Genomic DNA, 16,273 nt, shown 5'->3' with positions numbered 1-16,273 from the left:
CTCCATTACTTCAATGTAAGAAATTCTGCAATTGGACCTAATACTAACATTGGGAAGAATGTTAACGCACCGACAATTACAATTGTCCCAATGAAAATTCCACCAAATAAACTATTATCTGTTCGGAATGTTCCGACTGTTTCCGGTACTATCGTTTTCTCTTTCAATGAAGCTGCAACAGCTAACATTGTAATTAGGCTGAAATAGCGTCCTAAAAACATAACTAAACCAGTCGTAATATTCCAAAACGGTGTATTATCTGCTAAGCCTTCAAATCCAGATCCGTTATTCGCAGCAGAGGATGTGTACTCATATACAACTTGCGTTAAACCGTGGAAACCTGAATGGGAAATTGCATCTGTTCCTAGATTTGTTGAAAGTGCTAAAGCCGAAAATCCTAAAATAAGCAATGGATGAAATAATATCGTTACTGCAATTAATTTCATTTCCTTACCTTCAATTTTCTTACCTAGAAATTCTGGTGTCCGTCCAACCATCAATCCAGATATAAAAACAGCAATAATTGCGTACATAATGATATTAACGAAGCCTGCCCCAACGCCGCCAAATACTGTATTTAACATCATATTTACAAGTGGTACCAATCCACCAATTGGTGTTAACGTGTCATGCATCGTATTAACTGCACCTGTTTCTGCTGCTGTTGTTACAGTCGCATACAGTGAAGAAAAAACTGTTCCAAATCGTACTTCTTTGCCTTCTGTACTTCCTTGTACATGTTCTATACCCATTTGATTTAATGCTGGATTTCCGTGTAATTCTGATGAAACAATGGTTCCAAATCCAATTAAAAACACCATAAATAAAGAAACGAAAAGGATACGTCCTTGTTTTTTATTTCCAACCATTCTTCCATACGTAAATGGTAAAGCTGTTGGCAATAACATCATGAGCATCATTTGTAAAATGTTACTGATTTGTCCTGGGTTTTCAAATGGATGCGTGGAGTTTGCTCCGAAGAATCCACCACCATTATTACCAAGTTCCTTAATGGAAACGAATGAAGCTACAGGCCCGCGTAAAATATTTTGTTTCACGCCTTCAATCGTGTGTGCTGTAACCGCTCCGTCTAAAGTTTGCGGTACACCAAGCGCAACAAAAATCAGCGCTGCAACAAATGCAATTGGAAGAAAGACCCTTGTTAGAGCTCTTGTAAAATCTACGAAAAAATTGCCAAGTTCCTTACCTGCTAATCCTCTTATAAAAGCCATTACAAGCGCTAATGTTGTTGCTGGTGCAGCAAACATTAAAAATGTAATTCCGATTAATTGTGATAAATAAGATAATCCATTTTCACCGCTATAATGCTGCAAGTTTGTATCTGCCATAAAGCTGATTGCTGTATTAAAAGCAAGCGTTGGCTCCATGCCTTCAATATGTGCTGGGTTTAACGGCAATACACCTTGTAACCTGAAAATGAAATATACGACAACAATCATAAAACCGTTAAGTGCAACTAATGATAATGCATACTGTTTCCAAGTTTGGTTGTAATGCTTAACACCCGTAACTTTGAAAATAAGCTTTTCAAAAGGTCCAAATACTTTATCTAGTTTTCTACTACCTTGAAAAGCTTTTTCTAAATAAATCCCCGTTGGCTTTGCTACAAGAATAAATAATAGCATTGTGATGACAACTGCAATCCAAATCATAATGAATGATTCCCCCTAATTAAAACTTTTCCGGATTTAATAGCGCATAAACTAAATACACAGTAATCGCTGCGACAATAACTGATAAGGCAATCATCATGATTGCTTCCCTTCTTTCACAACTTTATCTGACCAGCTTGCAAGCCCTATCATAGATGCTACTAATACAACAAAGATTCCGATCATCACTACATCTAGCATTCCAATCCCTCATTTCAAAATGTTAAATTTTACCATTTACCCATCAAAAAAAGAACACTGAGGCTCTACTCAGTGTTCAAAAATGAACAACACAAAAGTAAACCTCCTCTCCAAACGCTTACGAGGTTAGCTGTCGGATTCGGGCCTAAAGAGTAGCCCTACTTTCTTAATGAAAGATTCACCCCAAGTGACAATGCACAAAATTGGTTCCCCCGCTCCAAATACTTGGACTCAGCGATATCAGGTTGTTTTTGGAAATTTTTATAAACAATTTATGAATGTAAATATACTCCTCTATATTTAACTTGTAAAGAGTAGTATTTCCTAAAATAAGAAAAAATTCAATTGTTTAAACGCTTACATTGGTTAATATTAATATTTTATCACCTGTTTCCTTGTCTTTTCTTTCTTTTTCATGAAAATAATCTTTTAAATATGAAAGAAAAAGAGCGAATTCATATAAGTGCCTAGCTTATTGTACTTAATCATTCGCTCTTTTTTCATTCAAAATTTACCCTCTTCGCAAAAATGCACGTAAACTTCTTCCTCGAATATAAACTTGTGACAGTTCTACACGTACCTGCTCATATTCGATAATATCCGTTTCCAAATACAAACTCTCTTCTGATGGTAATATCATATATGGGTTTGGAAAACTAGGATCTAGCGCAGCCAATTCTTGAACTCGCTCTACTGATACCGCCCAACGATGTGCTATATCTCCAAGTAATAACACCTTCATCTTCGCTTCCTCCGCCCTATTCAAAAAATAAAAAAGAAATATTATCACAGTTCGTAAACACTACAAATTTAGCTCCAATTGTTTGATAGAGCCTGACTGGATAGTTTTTATTTCTTGTGACAACTGTAATAGGCGCTTGAAAAAAAAAGCGAATCCGTTCAGTGAAAAAGCTAACTGTTGGAAGTTCATCTCCTAGCAAGATTACTTTTTTGATTCCGCTACAAATGCTCGTTATATTTAGTTCCTTATCACAGCAATACGTTGATTCAAATCCACATGCTCGTACTTCATCTGCTACATGTTCATCTACTGTAAAAATAATCATATCACTTTGAAAAGGTACTAATTCTCGCAAACTATTTACCTTTTCCTCTTCTCCTACACAAATGAGTGTTAATTCTTTTTCCTCATCCATGCATTTCATCCCCCTTAGTATAAAAGAATTCCAATATAGTAATTTAATATTCTTTTACACTAATCAGATCGGTGAAGCGATGTGTCCATCCGTGCACCATCCCCTCTCAACACGCTTACGAAGTTAGCTGTCGGATTCGGACTTTGAGAGTAGCCCTACTTTCACCATGAAAGATTCACCCCTAGTGCTTATGCACGGTTTGGTTCCTCCGCTCCATTACCCGGACTCAGCGTTACAAAAAATAGATTCTGGCTGATATAATACTCCTAAATATGGAAAAAGTAAACAATAAAAAAAGCCAGTTATACAACTGGCTTCCTCATCAAATTTCGAATGTTTATGCATGAGTTTCTTGACGTTTATATGCAAAGTGATTCGTTGGTCCATGACCGCTTCCAATATTTAATTGCTCTTCAATTGCTATACTAATAAATTGTTTCGCTTCCCATACTGCTTCTTCCATTGTATATCCTTTTGCAAGCCCTGCCGTCACAGCAGATGCAAATGTACAACCGCTACCATGTGTTTGTTTAGAATCAATTCGTTCGCTTTTAAATTCAATAAACCGCTCACCATCAAATAATAAATCAATCACTTCGCTACCTTGATAATCCGCATGCCCGCCTTTCATAAGAACATATTTCGCTCCTAGTCTATGCAATTCTTTTGCAGCTTCTTTACTATCTTGAATGTTGTGAATTTCCATCTCTGTTAATACCTCTGCTTCCGGCACATTCGGAGTGACAACTGTAGCAATGGGTAATAAATATTCCTTTAATGCTTGCACAGCTTCCTGTTGTAACAATGATGCTCCACCTTTTGCAATCATCACAGGATCTAGTACAATATTATTCCAGCCAAACTTTTTAATATTTTCTGCAACAACTTTGATAATTTCACTACTAAATAGCATACCAAGCTTAACAGCATCTGGTGTTAAATCTGCGCCAATTGAATTTAATTGCTCTCGGATCCCTTCGGTTGCAACAGGATATACCCCTTGCACGCCGAGCGTGTTTTGAGCTGTAATAGCAGTAATCACTGTCATTCCATATACACCAAGCTCCTGAAATGTTTTTAAATCTGCTTGAATCCCAGCACCGCCGCCACTATCAGATCCAGCAATTGTTAATGCTTTATTCACTTTCATCTCACTCACCCTTTTTCTATCCAAAATAACGATGATAAATTGTTTTTGCTTCTACCATATCTTTCGTTCCATGTACGAGAACACGGCCGTCTTGAAACGCAACCAGTCTCTTCCCTTCAATTGAAAATGACAATAAATATGGATTCACCATTAAATCTGCTACGCGATCACGTAATAGCTCTTTATATCGCTCAAAATCTAGTTGTTCTTTATAAGGCGGTCTAATTTGAACCGTATTTCTCCCACATAAAACTGCAGTTTTCGATGTATTCTCTTTATTTAAATATGGATAGAGCGCTTCCTTACTACATGATGGACAATTATGTTTTCGAAGTTTTTGCACCTTCATACATGAATATTCGTTTTTCCATACATCAAACGATACAAGCCCATCCCGAAGCGATTCATAATCCTCTACTAAAATTTTCAGAGTTTCTGTAACTTGATGAGAAACAACGAGAGATACAGCAGGTGAAATGATACCTGCTGTATCACATGTTGCTCCGCCAAGCGGAATAGATTGTAGTAAACAAGATAGACATGGCGTTTTTCCTGGTAAAATCGTATAAGAAAGGCCATAACTTCCTACACATGCTCCATAAATCCATGGAATAGAATATTTTTGCGATATATCATTAACAATAAAACGTGTTTCAAAATTATCAGTCGCATCAATCATTACATCGACATTTGCAACAAGTTCTTCTAATTCTGCTGCTGTTACATCTTGAACAAAAGCTTTTACAGTTACATTGCTATTAATCTCTTGCAAGCGCCTTTGTGCTGCTATAGCCTTCGGAAGATTATTTTTCACATCCTCCTCACAATACAGCTGCTGACGTTGTAAATTGCTCCAATCAATATAATCGCGATCCACAATCGTCACATGGCCAACACCAGCCCTTACAAGCATCTCTGCGTTCGCACTACCAAGTGCTCCCGCGCCGATAATTAATACATGTTTTTCTTCTATCTTCTGTTGCCCTTTTTCTCCAATTGGAGAAAATAACTCTTGGCGAGAATATCGATTATTCAACTACGCTCATTCCTTCTAACGGGCTACTTGCTGTTGCGCAACGTTTACGTGCAATACGTCCTGCTTCAAACCCTAAACGTCCTGCATGAATACCTAGCTTCATTGCTTCTGCCATTTTAATAGGATCTTTCGCGCCAGATACAGCTGTATTTAATAGCACGCCATCCGCTCCTAATTCCATCGCAAATGCTGCATCAGCTGGGCTCCCTACACCAGCATCCACAATAACCGGTACTTTTGCTTGTTCAATAATAAAACTTAAGTTTAATGGATTTACAATTCCAAGTCCTGAACCAATTGGTGATGCACCAGGCATAATCGCATGAACGCCAAGTTCTTGTAATTTACGTGCTAATACAACATCATCAGATGTATAAGGAAGAACAATAAATCCTTCTTCTAACAACATTTCAGATGCTTTTAAAGTCTCCACTGGATCTGGTAATAACGTTCTATCATCACCAATCACCTCTACTTTTACCATGTCACAGAGCCCTGAAGCTTTTGCTAATTTCGCAATCCGAACTGCTTCCTCAGCATTTTTTGCCCCTGCTGTATTTGGAAGTAATGTATACTTTTTCACATCAATTTTTTCTAATAAATTAGGTTGCTGTGCATCAAATATATCCATACGACGTACCGCAAATGTTAAAATCTCTGCCTCTGATACTTCAATTGCTTTTCTTTGCACATCATAATCAGAAAATTTCCCTGTTCCTAATAAAAGTCTAGAATTGAATGTAAATGGTCCAATGTTTAACATAATCAACCGCCTCCTACGAAAGTTACAATCTCAATTTGGTCTCCATCAAAAACAGATGCACTTTGATGATCTTCTTTTGTTAAAATATCTGTATTGCGTTCTACTACAACAATCTTTGTATCTAATCCTAAATGCGTAAGCAATTCTGCTACTGTCTTAATACTTTCTGGCACCTCTACTTGCTTACCATTAATTTTTAAATTCAAGCTTCCATCCCCTTTCTAAATCGTTTTAGAAAGCAATGAGTCTAGCAAGTGATTCCATTGCTTTCCTTCTATTAAATCTGCCATATATTGACCAGAAACAGGACTTAATAAAATTCCATTTCGGTAATGACCAGTACAAGCATATAATCCCTTTATTTCTTCATGCGCCCCCATATAAGGAACCTCATGATTAGATTGCGGGCGTAATCCCGCCCATGTACTTTCCCATTCGGCTTCTTTCAAAGCCGGCAAGATGGTATAAGCGCGTTCTAATATCGAAGTAATACTTTCTGGCCGCACAGACTTATTAAACGTATGGGGCTTCATCGTTGCTCCAATTACATAGCGTCCACCACGTTTTGGCGCGATATAAAATCGCTCTTGGAAAATAGGAGATTGCAACAATGGTTTACGGCTCTTTACAGCAACAACTTCTCCTTTTACAGGATATGTCCCCCACTCTTTATCAAAGTGATGAAGAAGTTTTGTACTCCATGAACCACCGGCAATTACTACCTTTTCACATGCAATCATACCTTCATTCGTAATGATTCCTTCTACTCGGTTGTTTTCTATTTTGATATCAAATACTTCTGTTTCTTCATATATATCAGCACTAGAAATGGCTGCAGAGTGTGCAAACGCCTTTGTAAGTTCCGGTGCAATAACATGACCGTCTTTTGGATAATATACAGCGCAGGTGATCGATGAAGAGAGAAAGGGCTCTTTTTCATGAAGTTCATCTCCTGTCAGAAAATATGATTCTTCACCTGTTTTCTGTTGCCAGTTCATAATATCTAGTATTCTTGTCTTCTCATCTTCATTTTGGGCAATACGGTATATCCCTTTCTCTTCATATCCAATATCAATACCCGTTTTTTCACGTAAAGCTTTAGCAAGTTGCGGAAATATTGCACGGCTTTTTCTAGCAAGCTCAAATAGCGGATCGTATGCATCCCATTCCGCCTGTACACCAAGTAAACCTGCCGCTGCCTTAGAAGCTTCAGACGCAATCCTTTGTTTCTCAATAATTGCAACTTGGTATCCTCTTTCTGCTAGAAAATGTGCAACTGAACTACCCATTACACCACCGCCAATAATGGCTACATCATACTTCTTACTCATGATTTTCCGCCCACTTTCTTATTGTTTCCTTATACAATCTTGCTTTCTCATATGGATTACGATCGCTTACAATCCCAGACATAACAGCAATACCACTCACACCAGTTCTAAGTACTTCTACTGTATTTTTTGGTGTGATCCCTCCGATAGCTGTAATCGGTATCGTTAATCGCCTTGCCATATCTGAAATTTCTTCTAGCCCCCTTGCCGGAACATCCTTCTTACAATCTGTTGGAAATACATGACCATACACAAGGGAATCTGCACCGTTTTTGAAAGCTGTTATCGCTTCTTCTAAAGAATGCACAGAATAACCAACATGCAAATAAGAAAATCTCTCCTTAACTAACCTAACATCAGCACTTCGATATCCCAATTGTACGCGAGGGATATGTAATAGAATCGCAATATCAATTCGATCATTCATCACAAGTTTAGATGCGGGAAAGCCTCTTTTTAAAAGACTTTCCACACCTTCATATAACTCTTTCGTATTTTTTTCCCGCTCACGAATATGCAAATAATCAATCTCACTCTCAATTTGCATCGCTGCATTCGCTAACTCTTCGAATGTCATCTGACCATTTGAGATAACATGGAGTTCGTCTGTCATATTCACTCGCCTACTTTAAAATGTTTTCAAATAATTCATTGGCAGGAACGATTTCTTTTGTCATTCCTTTTTCTTTCAGCCATTTATTTTGCTTTTCCCATGATTCTTTCGTATCTGATAAAAATGGCTCATCTTTCGTTTCCATTTTCTCTAATAAAATTTTCATGCTTTCTTTTTCAACTTCTGGTACAAGTGGGAAATTTTCTTTTTCTTGATGATCTAATAAAATACCCAGTGCTTCATCTGGATTTTTCTTCATAAAGTCATATCCTTTTTTCGCACCACGTAAAAATGCTTGCAATGCTTCTTTATCTTTTTTCAATGTTTTATCACCTGTTACAAAAACAAGCTCATGATAATTTGGCACGCCATATTCAGCTGGGTTGAAGTACGCTGGTTCATGGCCTTGATGACGCATAACAGGAACTTCATGGTTAATATAAGCTCCAGTAACAGCATCTACTTTTTTCGTAATTAGCGCTGGTACTAAATCAAATCCGACATCTACTACTTTTACAGTATCAGGATTACCACCAGCTTCTTTTATCATCGTTTTTAAATATGCTTCACTTAAAGGTGTTCCAGAATAACCAACTGTTTTACCTTCTAAATCTTTTGGTGAATTGATTCCCGCCGATTTTAGCGATACAACATGATTTAATGGTGAGCGAACCACAGCTCCAATTGATTTCACTGGAATTTGTTCATTTGCCTTTGCCATAACAACATCTGGTTGATAATATAAACCGACTGTTACTTTTCCTGCTGCTGCTAATGTTAATGGATCTGTTGGGTTAGAAGGAAATTTAATATTCACCTTTACTCCTTCTTCTTTAAAGTATCCCTTTTCAATCGCCGCATAAATAAAACTATGCACTGCATTTGGATACCAATCGAGCATAACCGTTACTTCTTTCTCAGTCTTTTTCTTCTCTGATGCTGAATTACTAGAACATCCTGCAATCATTGCAACTAATAATGTAAACACAAAGATGCGTTTAAATAATTTCATGAATGTTTCCTCCAACTAATGAATTTCTTTTCTAATATAGAAACAAGTAATACAAATAAAATGGCTAGTAATGATAAAAGTATAATCGGTGCAAACACACCCGCTCCATCTAACTGCGTCATCATCCGTTTACTAAAGTATCCTAAACCAGCTTGTGCCCCAAGCCATTCACCAATTGCCGCTCCAATTACACTAAGCGGAACAGCAATTTTTAAAGCAGAGAAAAAGTACGGAAGTGCAGATGGCAACTTTAACTTTAGAAAAATGTCTTTTTTCGTTGCACCATATGTTACTAAAAGCTCCTCCCACTCCTTTTTCGTGCTGCGCAATCCATCATACGTATTTACCGCAATCGGGAAAAATGTAATCAAAACCGTAACAACTACCTTGCTCCAAATTGAATATCCAAACCATAAAACAAATAACGGTGCTAGTGCTGTAATTGGAATTGTTTGTGAGGCAACTAGCAACGGATAAAACGCTCTTTCCATCCATGTACTAGCGTTCATTAACATTGCTAAGCCAACGCCCAGTACGACGGAAATAACAACTCCGATTAAAACTACATATAAAGTCGCTGGCAAATGAACAGTGAATAATATGTCACGCAGCGCCCAAAGTTTAGCTAGAATTGCAGTTGGCGATGGTAGAATATACATCTCATCTACAATTCTAGCCCCCATTTCCCAGGCTACGAGAAGTATGCTACTCAAAATCAGCGCAGGTAATAACTCCATCACACGTTTCATACGAGCACCTGCCTTTGTAGCATACTAAGCAATTCATCTTTTAAAGCTAATATTTCAGGTTTATGCAAATCTTTTCTTGAGCGATCAATTTCAAGCGGAACGATACGCTCTGTTAAAGTTGTAATAGGCTGCTCTGCCACAACAAAAATCCGATTGGAAAGAAACAGCGCTTCCTCTACATCGTGTGTAATAAATAAAATGGTTTTTTGCCACTGTTTCCATTGTTCAAACAACCATTCTTGCAACGTTGCTTTCGTTAATGCATCTAATGCGCTAAAAGGTTCATCTAACAATAAAATGTCCCCGCCTGTTAATAAAGTTCGAATAAAGGATACTCGCTGCCGCATACCACCTGATAAATCTTTCGGATATTTGTTCTCGTATCCTTGTAAACCAAATTGTTCTAACAGTTCGCTTGCCTTAAGATGCGCTTCTTTTTTCTTTATCCCTTGACACTCTAATGGCAATGCCGCATTTTCAATAATCGTCCTCCACGGCAGAAGCATATCTTTTTGTGGCATATATCCTACAGGATGACTCGTTGTTTCTGTCAGTTGAATGGTTCCAGCCCCTGCATCTTCTAAACCTGTAATTAAACGAAATAATGTACTTTTGCCACAGCCACTCGGTCCAATGATGCTAACAAACTCTTTTTCTTGTACAGATGCATCTAGACCCTTTATAATTGGCTTTTCATCATAATGAAAAGAGACATTATGAAACCGTAGTATGCTCTTGCTCCTCAAAACCCCACATCTCCTTACGGTACGCCATATCCCAGAATAAATACTCAAATCGGCTGGAATATAAGAAAATTTCTTCTAATCGAGCTAACTCTTGTTCAGACTTTCCTTCAGCTAGTTCATTTAACAAATCTATTAGCCACGTGCAAAGACTTCCATACTCTTTTGAGCTATATCCTTGAATCCATTCACCGAAAAATTCGTGATCTCTTGCTCCCTGAATATCATTTAAACGTTTTCCAATTTCCCAATAACTCCACATACATGGAAGAAGCGCCGCAATTAATTCCGCAAGCGTACCATTTTGAGATACTGACATCATATAGTTTGTATACGCTAAATTTTTAGCAGACGGCTTTGCTTCTTCCATCTCTTGAATGGAAATACCAAGACGTTTTGCATACTGTTTATGAATCGTCATTTCCCCATTTAATATGCCATCTATTTGTTCTGCAAACTTTGCCATAACTTGTGGATTATTTGCTTTCACAACGCCAATCGCATATAGTTTTGCATAATCTAGCAAATATAAATAATCTTGTATGATGTAATATTGGAATTTATCTTTTTCTAACGTACCGTCCCCCATTCCCGTTACAAACGGGTGATTATGACTTTTCTCCCAAACAGGCTGCACAGTCTCAAATAATCTCTCACAAAACTTCATTTATATTTCCCCTTCCTTTACATCTGTTTATCCAAATAAAAAACCACTTCTATATAAGAAGTGGTTACAGCAAATAAAGATACATTTATCCGTCGTTCCACTTCCCTTCGCTAGTATTACCTAGATCAGGTCCGTAAGGGTTAAGGACTATTCCTCTCTCAGCACATAAAGCACCCCTAGTGGTTTCTACTATTAAATTGTTAAATAAAAAAGCCCCGTTTCTTTACGCAAAGAAACGGGGACTTGTTGTCAATGTCCAAGTTGCTTCCCTACGCTAGCATAATCTAGATCAGGTGATTAAAGGATCAAAGACTTACGGTCTTACTCTCAGCTGGCAACACCAGCTCTCCTAGCACAATATGAAATTACCATAGTCAGTATAACACTGTCATGGGTCATCAGCAACTGTTTTCATTTATTACAATCTCATATCTAATCTTTACATCAAGGCTCTACGTTCCACTTATGCAAAATATGAAACATAAATATTTATATAGGTATGAATTCCCATCGGCCTATAACAATTACAAAACGATTTTTCAACATATACGTTGCTGCTATGAAAACAAAAGAAGACCTACTCTCATTTTCTCTTTCTATTTTAACTTGGCATAAGGCAGAAAAAAGCGCTGACTGCCTCTATGTATGAGCAGATTTTCTCCCATACCTAAAAAACTTCCCTTTCGTTTTTTAATTCACATTTATATATTGATTCAGAAAATAGCAACTATCTCTTTATCCATATTCTAATAGTTATTTATCTGTTATTCTTGTAGTATATTTCGATTCCATTAAAAAACGGTTATTTTTTCTTGTTTCATATTACAGTTATGTGAATAATGCACAAAGTATTATATCTTTATACTATAATAAAAAATATATTAATACATCTATGGGGGGGCTAATATTAGATGAAACAGAAAGCTACAGCTTTAACGGCAACTACTGTCGCAGTCGCATCTCTACTTCCATCCATAAATCAAGTAGAGACACGCACTGTAGCATCTCAGCAATTGCCTACAAAAAACACTCAATATATAAAACTCAATTCAAAAATACCCTATTCTAATAATAAAATGAATACAAGAAATAATTCTAACTCCATAAAAGCAACAAATATTTCATTTACTAAATCTACTAAGCTATATACAACCGTTTACGCTCATATAAAAAACCGTTCCGTACAAATTGGTGATCAAGTTCAGACTAAACAATTATTAAGACATATGGGAAATACAGGCCACTCATTTAAACAGCATCTCCATTTTGAATTACATAATGCTGAATGGAATTTTGAAAAAACAAACGCAGTAAATCCACTGCATTATTTAGTTCGGTAATATTATATGCCACGTAATATCCCTTTAGTAATTGAGTATTTTGCTTTTCTCGGTTTAATCTGTTGTTTAGTAATTTACAATACTAACATTGTTTTTTTGAGTATTGTTATCTTGTTTGTTGCTATCGAATCTTTGATGGAAGCATTCAAAATCCGACTAAAGAAACAAATTTCTCATATATATACTGCATTTATTATTATCGGCGGTTTAATAACAAATATTATTTATAGTGGTTTTCATATTGCTGCGATATTCCCTGTATTTTTTATCGCAGTGCTACTTATTATTTCCCAATATATTTACACTCCTGATCACCGTAAAAAACAACAAGAAGTTTAGAACATCCTTCTACATTTACGACTGAAAAAGGGATCTCACTTCAAAGTGAGATCCCTTTTTCATATATTCATTATCTTGAAAAACGTTTCTTTATCCACACGCATATCGTTCATAAATAAAACTTAAATTATACTTCTTCTCTAAACCCATTCGTTGTTCATCATCACACCAGTAAAATAAAATATCGTGAATCGTTGCATAACGCTTATTTTTTAGAAATTGTTTAATAAATGACGGTAAACAATCATGTAATTGTATAAATATATAATTTCGCAAGATTTCTTCTTTATATTCAATTCCCTTACAAACATACATCAACTCTTCACAATAATATGCATGTTGCGGAACTTGAATCATTTCAAAAAATGGTACGTATGATAATAGTTTTCCAATGAAGTGCTCGTATTGATTCATAAACTCAAATGACATGTACTCCATCATTTCCTTCATTACATAAAGATAGTCATCCACATGTGTGGTCTTTAGCGGATTAAGACGATCAGAAATTTGGGCAATTACTGCCCTTTGGCATGCAACAACAGCACGACTTGGTCCATAATATGTTAAAAAATCCGTACACTTACGATATTTTTTTAATAAATCATATATGTATAAGTCATAAACATATGTATTACAGTATATTGCTAAATTCATCATTTCTTGATCTAATTCTTCTTTGGACAATAATTTTGCCTGTTTGCAAACACAAAAAAATGTAAGTTCCATTACTTCCTTATGAGACAATAGCTTTTCACATTTTTCAGTACATTCTTCATTAAATTTAATTCTTTCCCATATCATTACATCTTCATTTTCTAATTCACCGATTCGATACTTTACAATTAAGTAGTTCCACGCCACAACCTGTGTTAAAATGTCCCACACTTCGTATTCCATAGATGTATGTACGAATTCATCTAATTTATGATTCATCATAAATGTATAAGCTTCTTTATACCAACCAATTTTCTGACATAAATGAACAATACGAACTAAAGTTGGTATTTCATCCTTATGAAACTGTGGTAAGTCCTTCACTTTATCCATTCCATATAAGATAAACGGAATCAGGTTTTCTTGTTTATAAAATTCTTTTTCTTTCCAGGCTAAAATTGTCCGCTCTTTTCCTTCGCCTTTTGGATGATTTGGTACAAGTAAAGAAAATAAATCCGCAAAATTATTTGGTTCCACATAGACATCTGTAACCAAATTCCAATTGGGGTTGCTCTGTACATCCCTCATATCATTTTCCCTCCATTTCTATTTATATATGAAATCTCCGATGACTTACTAGATAATCATAATGCTATATATATTAATATATTCAAAAACCCTTATGAAACTTATATTTATTATTATATCATTTTTTAACATAACAAAAATTAGTAACGAACATCATTAACCAAATTTTAAATGGACGTAACATTTGTCATTATTTAAATATACTCCGTTAAGTGTATATATCTATGAATAACATGTTGGATACGTTTTAATAACAATATAGTCTTATTCGTATTATTAATAAAACGTATCCGATTTTACCTATTCCCTAGCATTTAAATTACACTGTATTTTAACCCACACCTACACTTTATTCTGTATGCTCAGAAATCTCACTTAAAGCTACCCCTGCCTGATCATCAGCTTTTTCTGCTATCGCTAAATCACCTAGTGCTAACATCCCAACAAGCTCGCCATTCTCAACTACAGGTAGCCTTCTAATTTGATGCTGCGCCATCAACCCCGTAGCCTTTTCAATAGAGTCATCAGGAGAAACGGACACGATTCCTGTAGTCATGATATTTGTAATTTTATTAGAACCAGGATGTTTCTCAGCAATTCCACGAACAACTAAATCACGATCAGTGACAAGACCAACCACTTGATTGTTCTCTACAACTGGAATCATTCCAATGTCTTCTTCTTTCATTTTCACAGCAGCTTCATATACATTATCTAGTGGTGTACATTGTACAATATCAGTACTCATAAATTCTCTAACTGTTGTCATGTAGCTCTATTCCCTCCTTTTTATACATACTATAGCTTTTCCAAATTCCCTTTATTTATTTCATAATAAATAGAGGAATTTTAGATTGATGATATCGCATATTAGAAAAGAACAGAATTCTCACATGATGTTTTTCACAAGAAAAAAGAGCCAGCTAATTGCTGACTCTTTTGTATGACCCGTACGGGATTCGAACCCGTGTTACCGCCGTGAAAGGGCGGTGTCTTAACCACTTGACCAACGGGCCATGGCTCCGCAGGTAGGACTCGAACCTACGACCGATCGGTTAACAGCCGATAGCTCTACCACTGAGCTACTGCGGAATATGGTGGGCCTAAATGGACTCGAACCATCGACCTCACGCTTATCAGGCGTGCGCTCTAACCAGCTGAGCTATAGGCCCATATTTTCTACAGGGGCAGTAGGAATTGAACCCACACCGGAGGTTTTGGAGACCTCTGTTCTACCTTTAAACTATGCCCCTAAGTGGTGCCGGCTAGAGGACTTGAACCCCCAACCTACTGATTACAAGTCAGTTGCTCTACCAATTGAGCTAAGCCGGCTTTCCAAAAAAAAAAGATGGCTCGGGACGGAATCGAACCGCCGACACGAGGATTTTCAGTCCTCTGCTCTACCGACTGAGCTACCGAGCCTTTATGTAAATGGCGGTCCCGACCGGGGTCGAACCGGCGATCTCCTGCGTGACAGGCAGGCATGTTAACCACTACACCACGGGACCATTTGGTTGCGGGGACAGGATTTGAACCTGCGACCTTCGGGTTATGAGCCCGACGAGCTACCAGACTGCTCCACCCCGCGACGATATCATATTCTTTTTTTAAATGGAGGAGGTAGAGGGATTCGAACCCCCGCGCGATTCTCACCGCCTGTCGGTTTTCAAGACCGATCCCTTCAGCCAGACTTGGGTATACCTCCATAAAAAAAATCAAATAAATCTTTTATTCATGTCTATATGTTTTATACAGACCATTTAACAATCTATTAAATCAAATCCTATCTCATTTTACAATAAAAATGGAGGAGGTAGAGGGATTCGAACCCCCGCGCGACTCTCGCCGCCTGTCGGTTTTCAAGACCGATCCCTTCAGCCAGACTTGGGTATACCTCCATAAATAAAGTGGAGCCTAGCGGGATCGAACCGCTGACCTCCTGCGTGCAAGGCAGGCGCTCTCCCAGCTGAGCTAAGGCCCCATGTTTAAAATATCGGGAAGACAGGATTTGAACCTGCGACCCCCTGGTCCCAAACCAGGTGCTCTACCAAGCTGAGCCACTTCCCGTTAATAAAAGCGCGCCCGAGAGGACTCGAACCCCTAACCTTTTGATCCGTAGTCAAACGCTCTATCCAATTGAGCTACGGGCGCATATGGTGCCGAGGGCGGGGGTCGAACCCGCACGGTGGTCACCCACCGCAGGATTTTAAGTCCTGTGCGTCTGCCTGTTCCGCCACCCCGGCATGTCATACTGAAA

18 protein-coding genes, 14 tRNA genes, 1 pseudogene and 4 riboswitches are annotated in these 16,273 nt (G+C 37.4%); of the genes and pseudogenes, 2 read left to right on the top strand and 31 right to left on the bottom strand.

The genetic code is table 11. The features are described 5' to 3' along the window. Positions 1–5: 5 nt before the first annotated feature. From kdpA to tenA, 15 genes are all read right to left on the bottom strand, one after another. Positions 6–1,673: a potassium-transporting ATPase subunit KdpA gene (kdpA, locus tag QRY57_RS05585; RefSeq protein WP_026592830.1), complete on the bottom strand. Its 1,668-nt coding sequence runs from the start codon at positions 1,671–1,673 to the stop codon at positions 6–8. Between the two features lie 19 nt (positions 1,674–1,692). Further along, positions 1,693–1,773 (bottom strand): K(+)-transporting ATPase subunit F, encoded by an 81-nt coding sequence (kdpF, locus tag QRY57_RS05580; protein ID WP_000972378.1) that lies wholly within the window; start codon positions 1,771–1,773, stop codon positions 1,693–1,695. Continuing rightward, positions 1,770–1,874 carry a hypothetical protein gene (locus QRY57_RS05575; RefSeq protein WP_026592831.1) on the bottom strand — a complete coding sequence of 35 codons (105 nt, stop codon included), beginning with the start codon at positions 1,872–1,874 and terminating at the stop codon, positions 1,770–1,772. Before QRY57_RS05575 ends, kdpF begins: the two co-directional genes overlap by 4 nt. A 101-nt stretch (positions 1,875–1,975) precedes the next feature. Further along, positions 1,976–2,121, bottom strand: a riboswitch (cyclic di-AMP (ydaO/yuaA leader). 264 nt (positions 2,122–2,385) lie between these two features. Then, positions 2,386–2,616: a hypothetical protein gene (locus QRY57_RS05570; protein ID WP_139265605.1), complete on the bottom strand. Its 231-nt coding sequence runs from the start codon at positions 2,614–2,616 to the stop codon at positions 2,386–2,388. 16 nt (positions 2,617–2,632) lie between these two features. Further along, the gene (locus QRY57_RS05565) at positions 2,633–3,031 is read right to left on the bottom strand and encodes a hypothetical protein (protein ID WP_090694512.1); all 399 of its coding nucleotides are present in this window, start codon (positions 3,029–3,031) and stop codon (positions 2,633–2,635) included. 96 nt (positions 3,032–3,127) lie between these two features. Further along, positions 3,128–3,273, bottom strand: a riboswitch (cyclic di-AMP (ydaO/yuaA leader). A gap of 95 nt (positions 3,274–3,368) precedes the next feature. Beyond that, positions 3,369–4,181, bottom strand: a complete 813-nt coding sequence (gene thiD / locus QRY57_RS05560) for a bifunctional hydroxymethylpyrimidine kinase/phosphomethylpyrimidine kinase (protein WP_286016850.1) — start codon at positions 4,179–4,181, stop codon at positions 3,369–3,371. Positions 4,182–4,197: 16 nt separating this feature from the next. Continuing rightward, positions 4,198–5,217 carry a thiazole biosynthesis adenylyltransferase ThiF gene (locus tag QRY57_RS05555; RefSeq protein WP_286016849.1) on the bottom strand — a complete coding sequence of 340 codons (1,020 nt, stop codon included), beginning with the start codon at positions 5,215–5,217 and terminating at the stop codon, positions 4,198–4,200. Further along, the gene (locus QRY57_RS05550; RefSeq protein WP_026592836.1) at positions 5,210–5,980 is read right to left on the bottom strand and encodes a thiazole synthase; all 771 of its coding nucleotides are present in this window, start codon (positions 5,978–5,980) and stop codon (positions 5,210–5,212) included. The genes QRY57_RS05555 and QRY57_RS05550 overlap by 8 nt, the downstream gene beginning before the upstream one ends. Before the next feature lie 2 nt (positions 5,981–5,982). Next, positions 5,983–6,186 (bottom strand): sulfur carrier protein ThiS, encoded by a 204-nt coding sequence (thiS, locus tag QRY57_RS05545; RefSeq protein ID WP_026592837.1) that lies wholly within the window; start codon positions 6,184–6,186, stop codon positions 5,983–5,985. A 15-nt stretch (positions 6,187–6,201) separates the two neighbouring features. Beyond that, a complete protein-coding gene (gene thiO, locus QRY57_RS05540; protein ID WP_286016848.1) occupies positions 6,202–7,311 on the bottom strand; it encodes a glycine oxidase ThiO in 1,110 nt (369 codons plus the stop codon). Beyond that, the gene (gene tenI / locus QRY57_RS05535; protein ID WP_286016847.1) at positions 7,304–7,924 is read right to left on the bottom strand and encodes a thiazole tautomerase TenI; all 621 of its coding nucleotides are present in this window, start codon (positions 7,922–7,924) and stop codon (positions 7,304–7,306) included. Before tenI ends, thiO begins: the two co-directional genes overlap by 8 nt. Positions 7,925–7,934: 10 nt before the next feature. Beyond that, positions 7,935–8,936, bottom strand: coding sequence for an ABC transporter substrate-binding protein (locus QRY57_RS05530; RefSeq protein ID WP_286016846.1), 1,002 nt, complete (start codon positions 8,934–8,936; stop codon positions 7,935–7,937). Beyond that, positions 8,933–9,685 (bottom strand): ABC transporter permease, encoded by a 753-nt coding sequence (locus QRY57_RS05525; RefSeq protein ID WP_286016845.1) that lies wholly within the window; start codon positions 9,683–9,685, stop codon positions 8,933–8,935. Before QRY57_RS05525 ends, QRY57_RS05530 begins: the two co-directional genes overlap by 4 nt. Then, positions 9,682–10,431, bottom strand: coding sequence for an ABC transporter ATP-binding protein (locus QRY57_RS05520; RefSeq protein ID WP_286016844.1), 750 nt, complete (start codon positions 10,429–10,431; stop codon positions 9,682–9,684). Before QRY57_RS05520 ends, QRY57_RS05525 begins: the two co-directional genes overlap by 4 nt. Next, positions 10,400–11,095 (bottom strand): thiaminase II, encoded by a 696-nt coding sequence (gene tenA, locus QRY57_RS05515; protein WP_026592843.1) that lies wholly within the window; start codon positions 11,093–11,095, stop codon positions 10,400–10,402. The genes QRY57_RS05520 and tenA overlap by 32 nt, the downstream gene beginning before the upstream one ends. Positions 11,096–11,180: 85 nt before the next feature. After that, positions 11,181–11,283: riboswitch (TPP riboswitch) on the bottom strand. Between the two features lie 61 nt (positions 11,284–11,344). Beyond that, a riboswitch (TPP riboswitch) is annotated at positions 11,345–11,456 on the bottom strand. A gap of 778 nt (positions 11,457–12,234) precedes the next feature. Here tenA and QRY57_RS05510 point away from each other — a divergent pair. After that, positions 12,235–12,435: pseudogene (locus QRY57_RS05510) on the top strand (M23 family metallopeptidase); the annotation flags it as partial. Between the two features lie 6 nt (positions 12,436–12,441). Continuing rightward, positions 12,442–12,774 (top strand): hypothetical protein, encoded by a 333-nt coding sequence (locus QRY57_RS05505; protein WP_286016843.1) that lies wholly within the window; start codon positions 12,442–12,444, stop codon positions 12,772–12,774. A gap of 90 nt (positions 12,775–12,864) precedes the next feature. On the opposite strand, the gene QRY57_RS05500 is transcribed toward QRY57_RS05505, so the two are convergent. The 16 genes from QRY57_RS05500 to QRY57_RS05425 form a co-directional block, all read right to left on the bottom strand. Beyond that, positions 12,865–14,016, bottom strand: a complete 1,152-nt coding sequence (locus QRY57_RS05500) for a DUF3965 domain-containing protein (protein WP_208018072.1) — start codon at positions 14,014–14,016, stop codon at positions 12,865–12,867. A gap of 349 nt (positions 14,017–14,365) precedes the next feature. Further along, complete coding sequence (locus tag QRY57_RS05495; protein WP_286016842.1) at positions 14,366–14,785, bottom strand: CBS domain-containing protein; 420 nt, start codon at positions 14,783–14,785, stop codon at positions 14,366–14,368. A 175-nt stretch (positions 14,786–14,960) separates the two neighbouring features. After that, a tRNA-Glu gene (locus QRY57_RS05490) sits at positions 14,961–15,032 on the bottom strand. Between the two features lies 1 nt (position 15,033). Then, a tRNA-Asn gene (locus QRY57_RS05485) sits at positions 15,034–15,108 on the bottom strand. 3 nt (positions 15,109–15,111) lie between these two features. Further along, positions 15,112–15,188: transfer RNA gene (locus QRY57_RS05480), tRNA-Ile, on the bottom strand. A gap of 10 nt (positions 15,189–15,198) precedes the next feature. Then, positions 15,199–15,269: transfer RNA gene (locus QRY57_RS05475), tRNA-Trp, on the bottom strand. Between the two features lie 3 nt (positions 15,270–15,272). Continuing rightward, positions 15,273–15,348 (bottom strand) — tRNA-Thr (locus QRY57_RS05470). Positions 15,349–15,365: 17 nt separating this feature from the next. Further along, positions 15,366–15,438: transfer RNA gene (locus QRY57_RS05465), tRNA-Phe, on the bottom strand. A 10-nt stretch (positions 15,439–15,448) separates the two neighbouring features. Then, positions 15,449–15,524: transfer RNA gene (locus QRY57_RS05460), tRNA-Asp, on the bottom strand. A 3-nt stretch (positions 15,525–15,527) separates the two neighbouring features. Then, positions 15,528–15,604, bottom strand: a tRNA-Met gene (locus QRY57_RS05455). Between the two features lie 24 nt (positions 15,605–15,628). Next, positions 15,629–15,721 (bottom strand) — tRNA-Ser (locus QRY57_RS05450). 100 nt (positions 15,722–15,821) lie between these two features. Continuing rightward, positions 15,822–15,914 (bottom strand) — tRNA-Ser (locus QRY57_RS05445). A gap of 10 nt (positions 15,915–15,924) precedes the next feature. Continuing rightward, a tRNA-Ala gene (locus QRY57_RS05440) sits at positions 15,925–15,997 on the bottom strand. A 12-nt stretch (positions 15,998–16,009) separates the two neighbouring features. Next, positions 16,010–16,083, bottom strand: a tRNA-Pro gene (locus QRY57_RS05435). A 10-nt stretch (positions 16,084–16,093) separates the two neighbouring features. Continuing rightward, positions 16,094–16,167, bottom strand: a tRNA-Arg gene (locus QRY57_RS05430). A gap of 3 nt (positions 16,168–16,170) precedes the next feature. Then, positions 16,171–16,259 (bottom strand) — tRNA-Leu (locus QRY57_RS05425). Positions 16,260–16,273: the final 14 nt, after the last annotated feature.

The sequence above is a fragment of the Bacillus arachidis genome (assembly GCF_030285945.1).
Taxonomy (GTDB): domain Bacteria; phylum Bacillota; class Bacilli; order Bacillales; family Bacillaceae_G; genus Bacillus_A; species Bacillus_A arachidis.
Note: the sequence above shows the minus strand (reverse complement) of the source record. Positions and strands in the feature narration are given on the sequence as shown.

Coding starts and splice junctions, on each gene's coding strand:
- kdpA (WP_026592830.1), bottom strand. CDS start 1,673: ATGATTTGGATTGCAGTTGTCATCACAATGCTATTATTTATTCTTGTA.
- kdpF (WP_000972378.1), bottom strand. CDS start 1,773: ATGATGATTGCCTTATCAGTTATTGTCGCAGCGATTACTGTGTATTTA.
- QRY57_RS05575 (WP_026592831.1), bottom strand. CDS start 1,874: ATGCTAGATGTAGTGATGATCGGAATCTTTGTTGTATTAGTAGCATCT.
- QRY57_RS05570 (WP_139265605.1), bottom strand. CDS start 2,616: ATGAAGGTGTTATTACTTGGAGATATAGCACATCGTTGGGCGGTATCA.
- QRY57_RS05565 (WP_090694512.1), bottom strand. CDS start 3,031: ATGGATGAGGAAAAAGAATTAACACTCATTTGTGTAGGAGAAGAGGAA.
- thiD (WP_286016850.1), bottom strand. CDS start 4,181: ATGAAAGTGAATAAAGCATTAACAATTGCTGGATCTGATAGTGGCGGC.
- QRY57_RS05550 (WP_026592836.1), bottom strand. CDS start 5,980: ATGTTAAACATTGGACCATTTACATTCAATTCTAGACTTTTATTAGGA.
- thiO (WP_286016848.1), bottom strand. CDS start 7,311: ATGAGTAAGAAGTATGATGTAGCCATTATTGGCGGTGGTGTAATGGGT.
- tenI (WP_286016847.1), bottom strand. CDS start 7,924: ATGACAGACGAACTCCATGTTATCTCAAATGGTCAGATGACATTCGAA.
- QRY57_RS05530 (WP_286016846.1), bottom strand. CDS start 8,936: ATGAAATTATTTAAACGCATCTTTGTGTTTACATTATTAGTTGCAATG.
- QRY57_RS05525 (WP_286016845.1), bottom strand. CDS start 9,685: ATGAAACGTGTGATGGAGTTATTACCTGCGCTGATTTTGAGTAGCATA.
- tenA (WP_026592843.1), bottom strand. CDS start 11,095: ATGAAGTTTTGTGAGAGATTATTTGAGACTGTGCAGCCTGTTTGGGAG.
- QRY57_RS05505 (WP_286016843.1), top strand. CDS start 12,442: ATGCCACGTAATATCCCTTTAGTAATTGAGTATTTTGCTTTTCTCGGT.
- QRY57_RS05500 (WP_208018072.1), bottom strand. CDS start 14,016: ATGAGGGATGTACAGAGCAACCCCAATTGGAATTTGGTTACAGATGTC.
- QRY57_RS05495 (WP_286016842.1), bottom strand. CDS start 14,785: ATGACAACAGTTAGAGAATTTATGAGTACTGATATTGTACAATGTACA.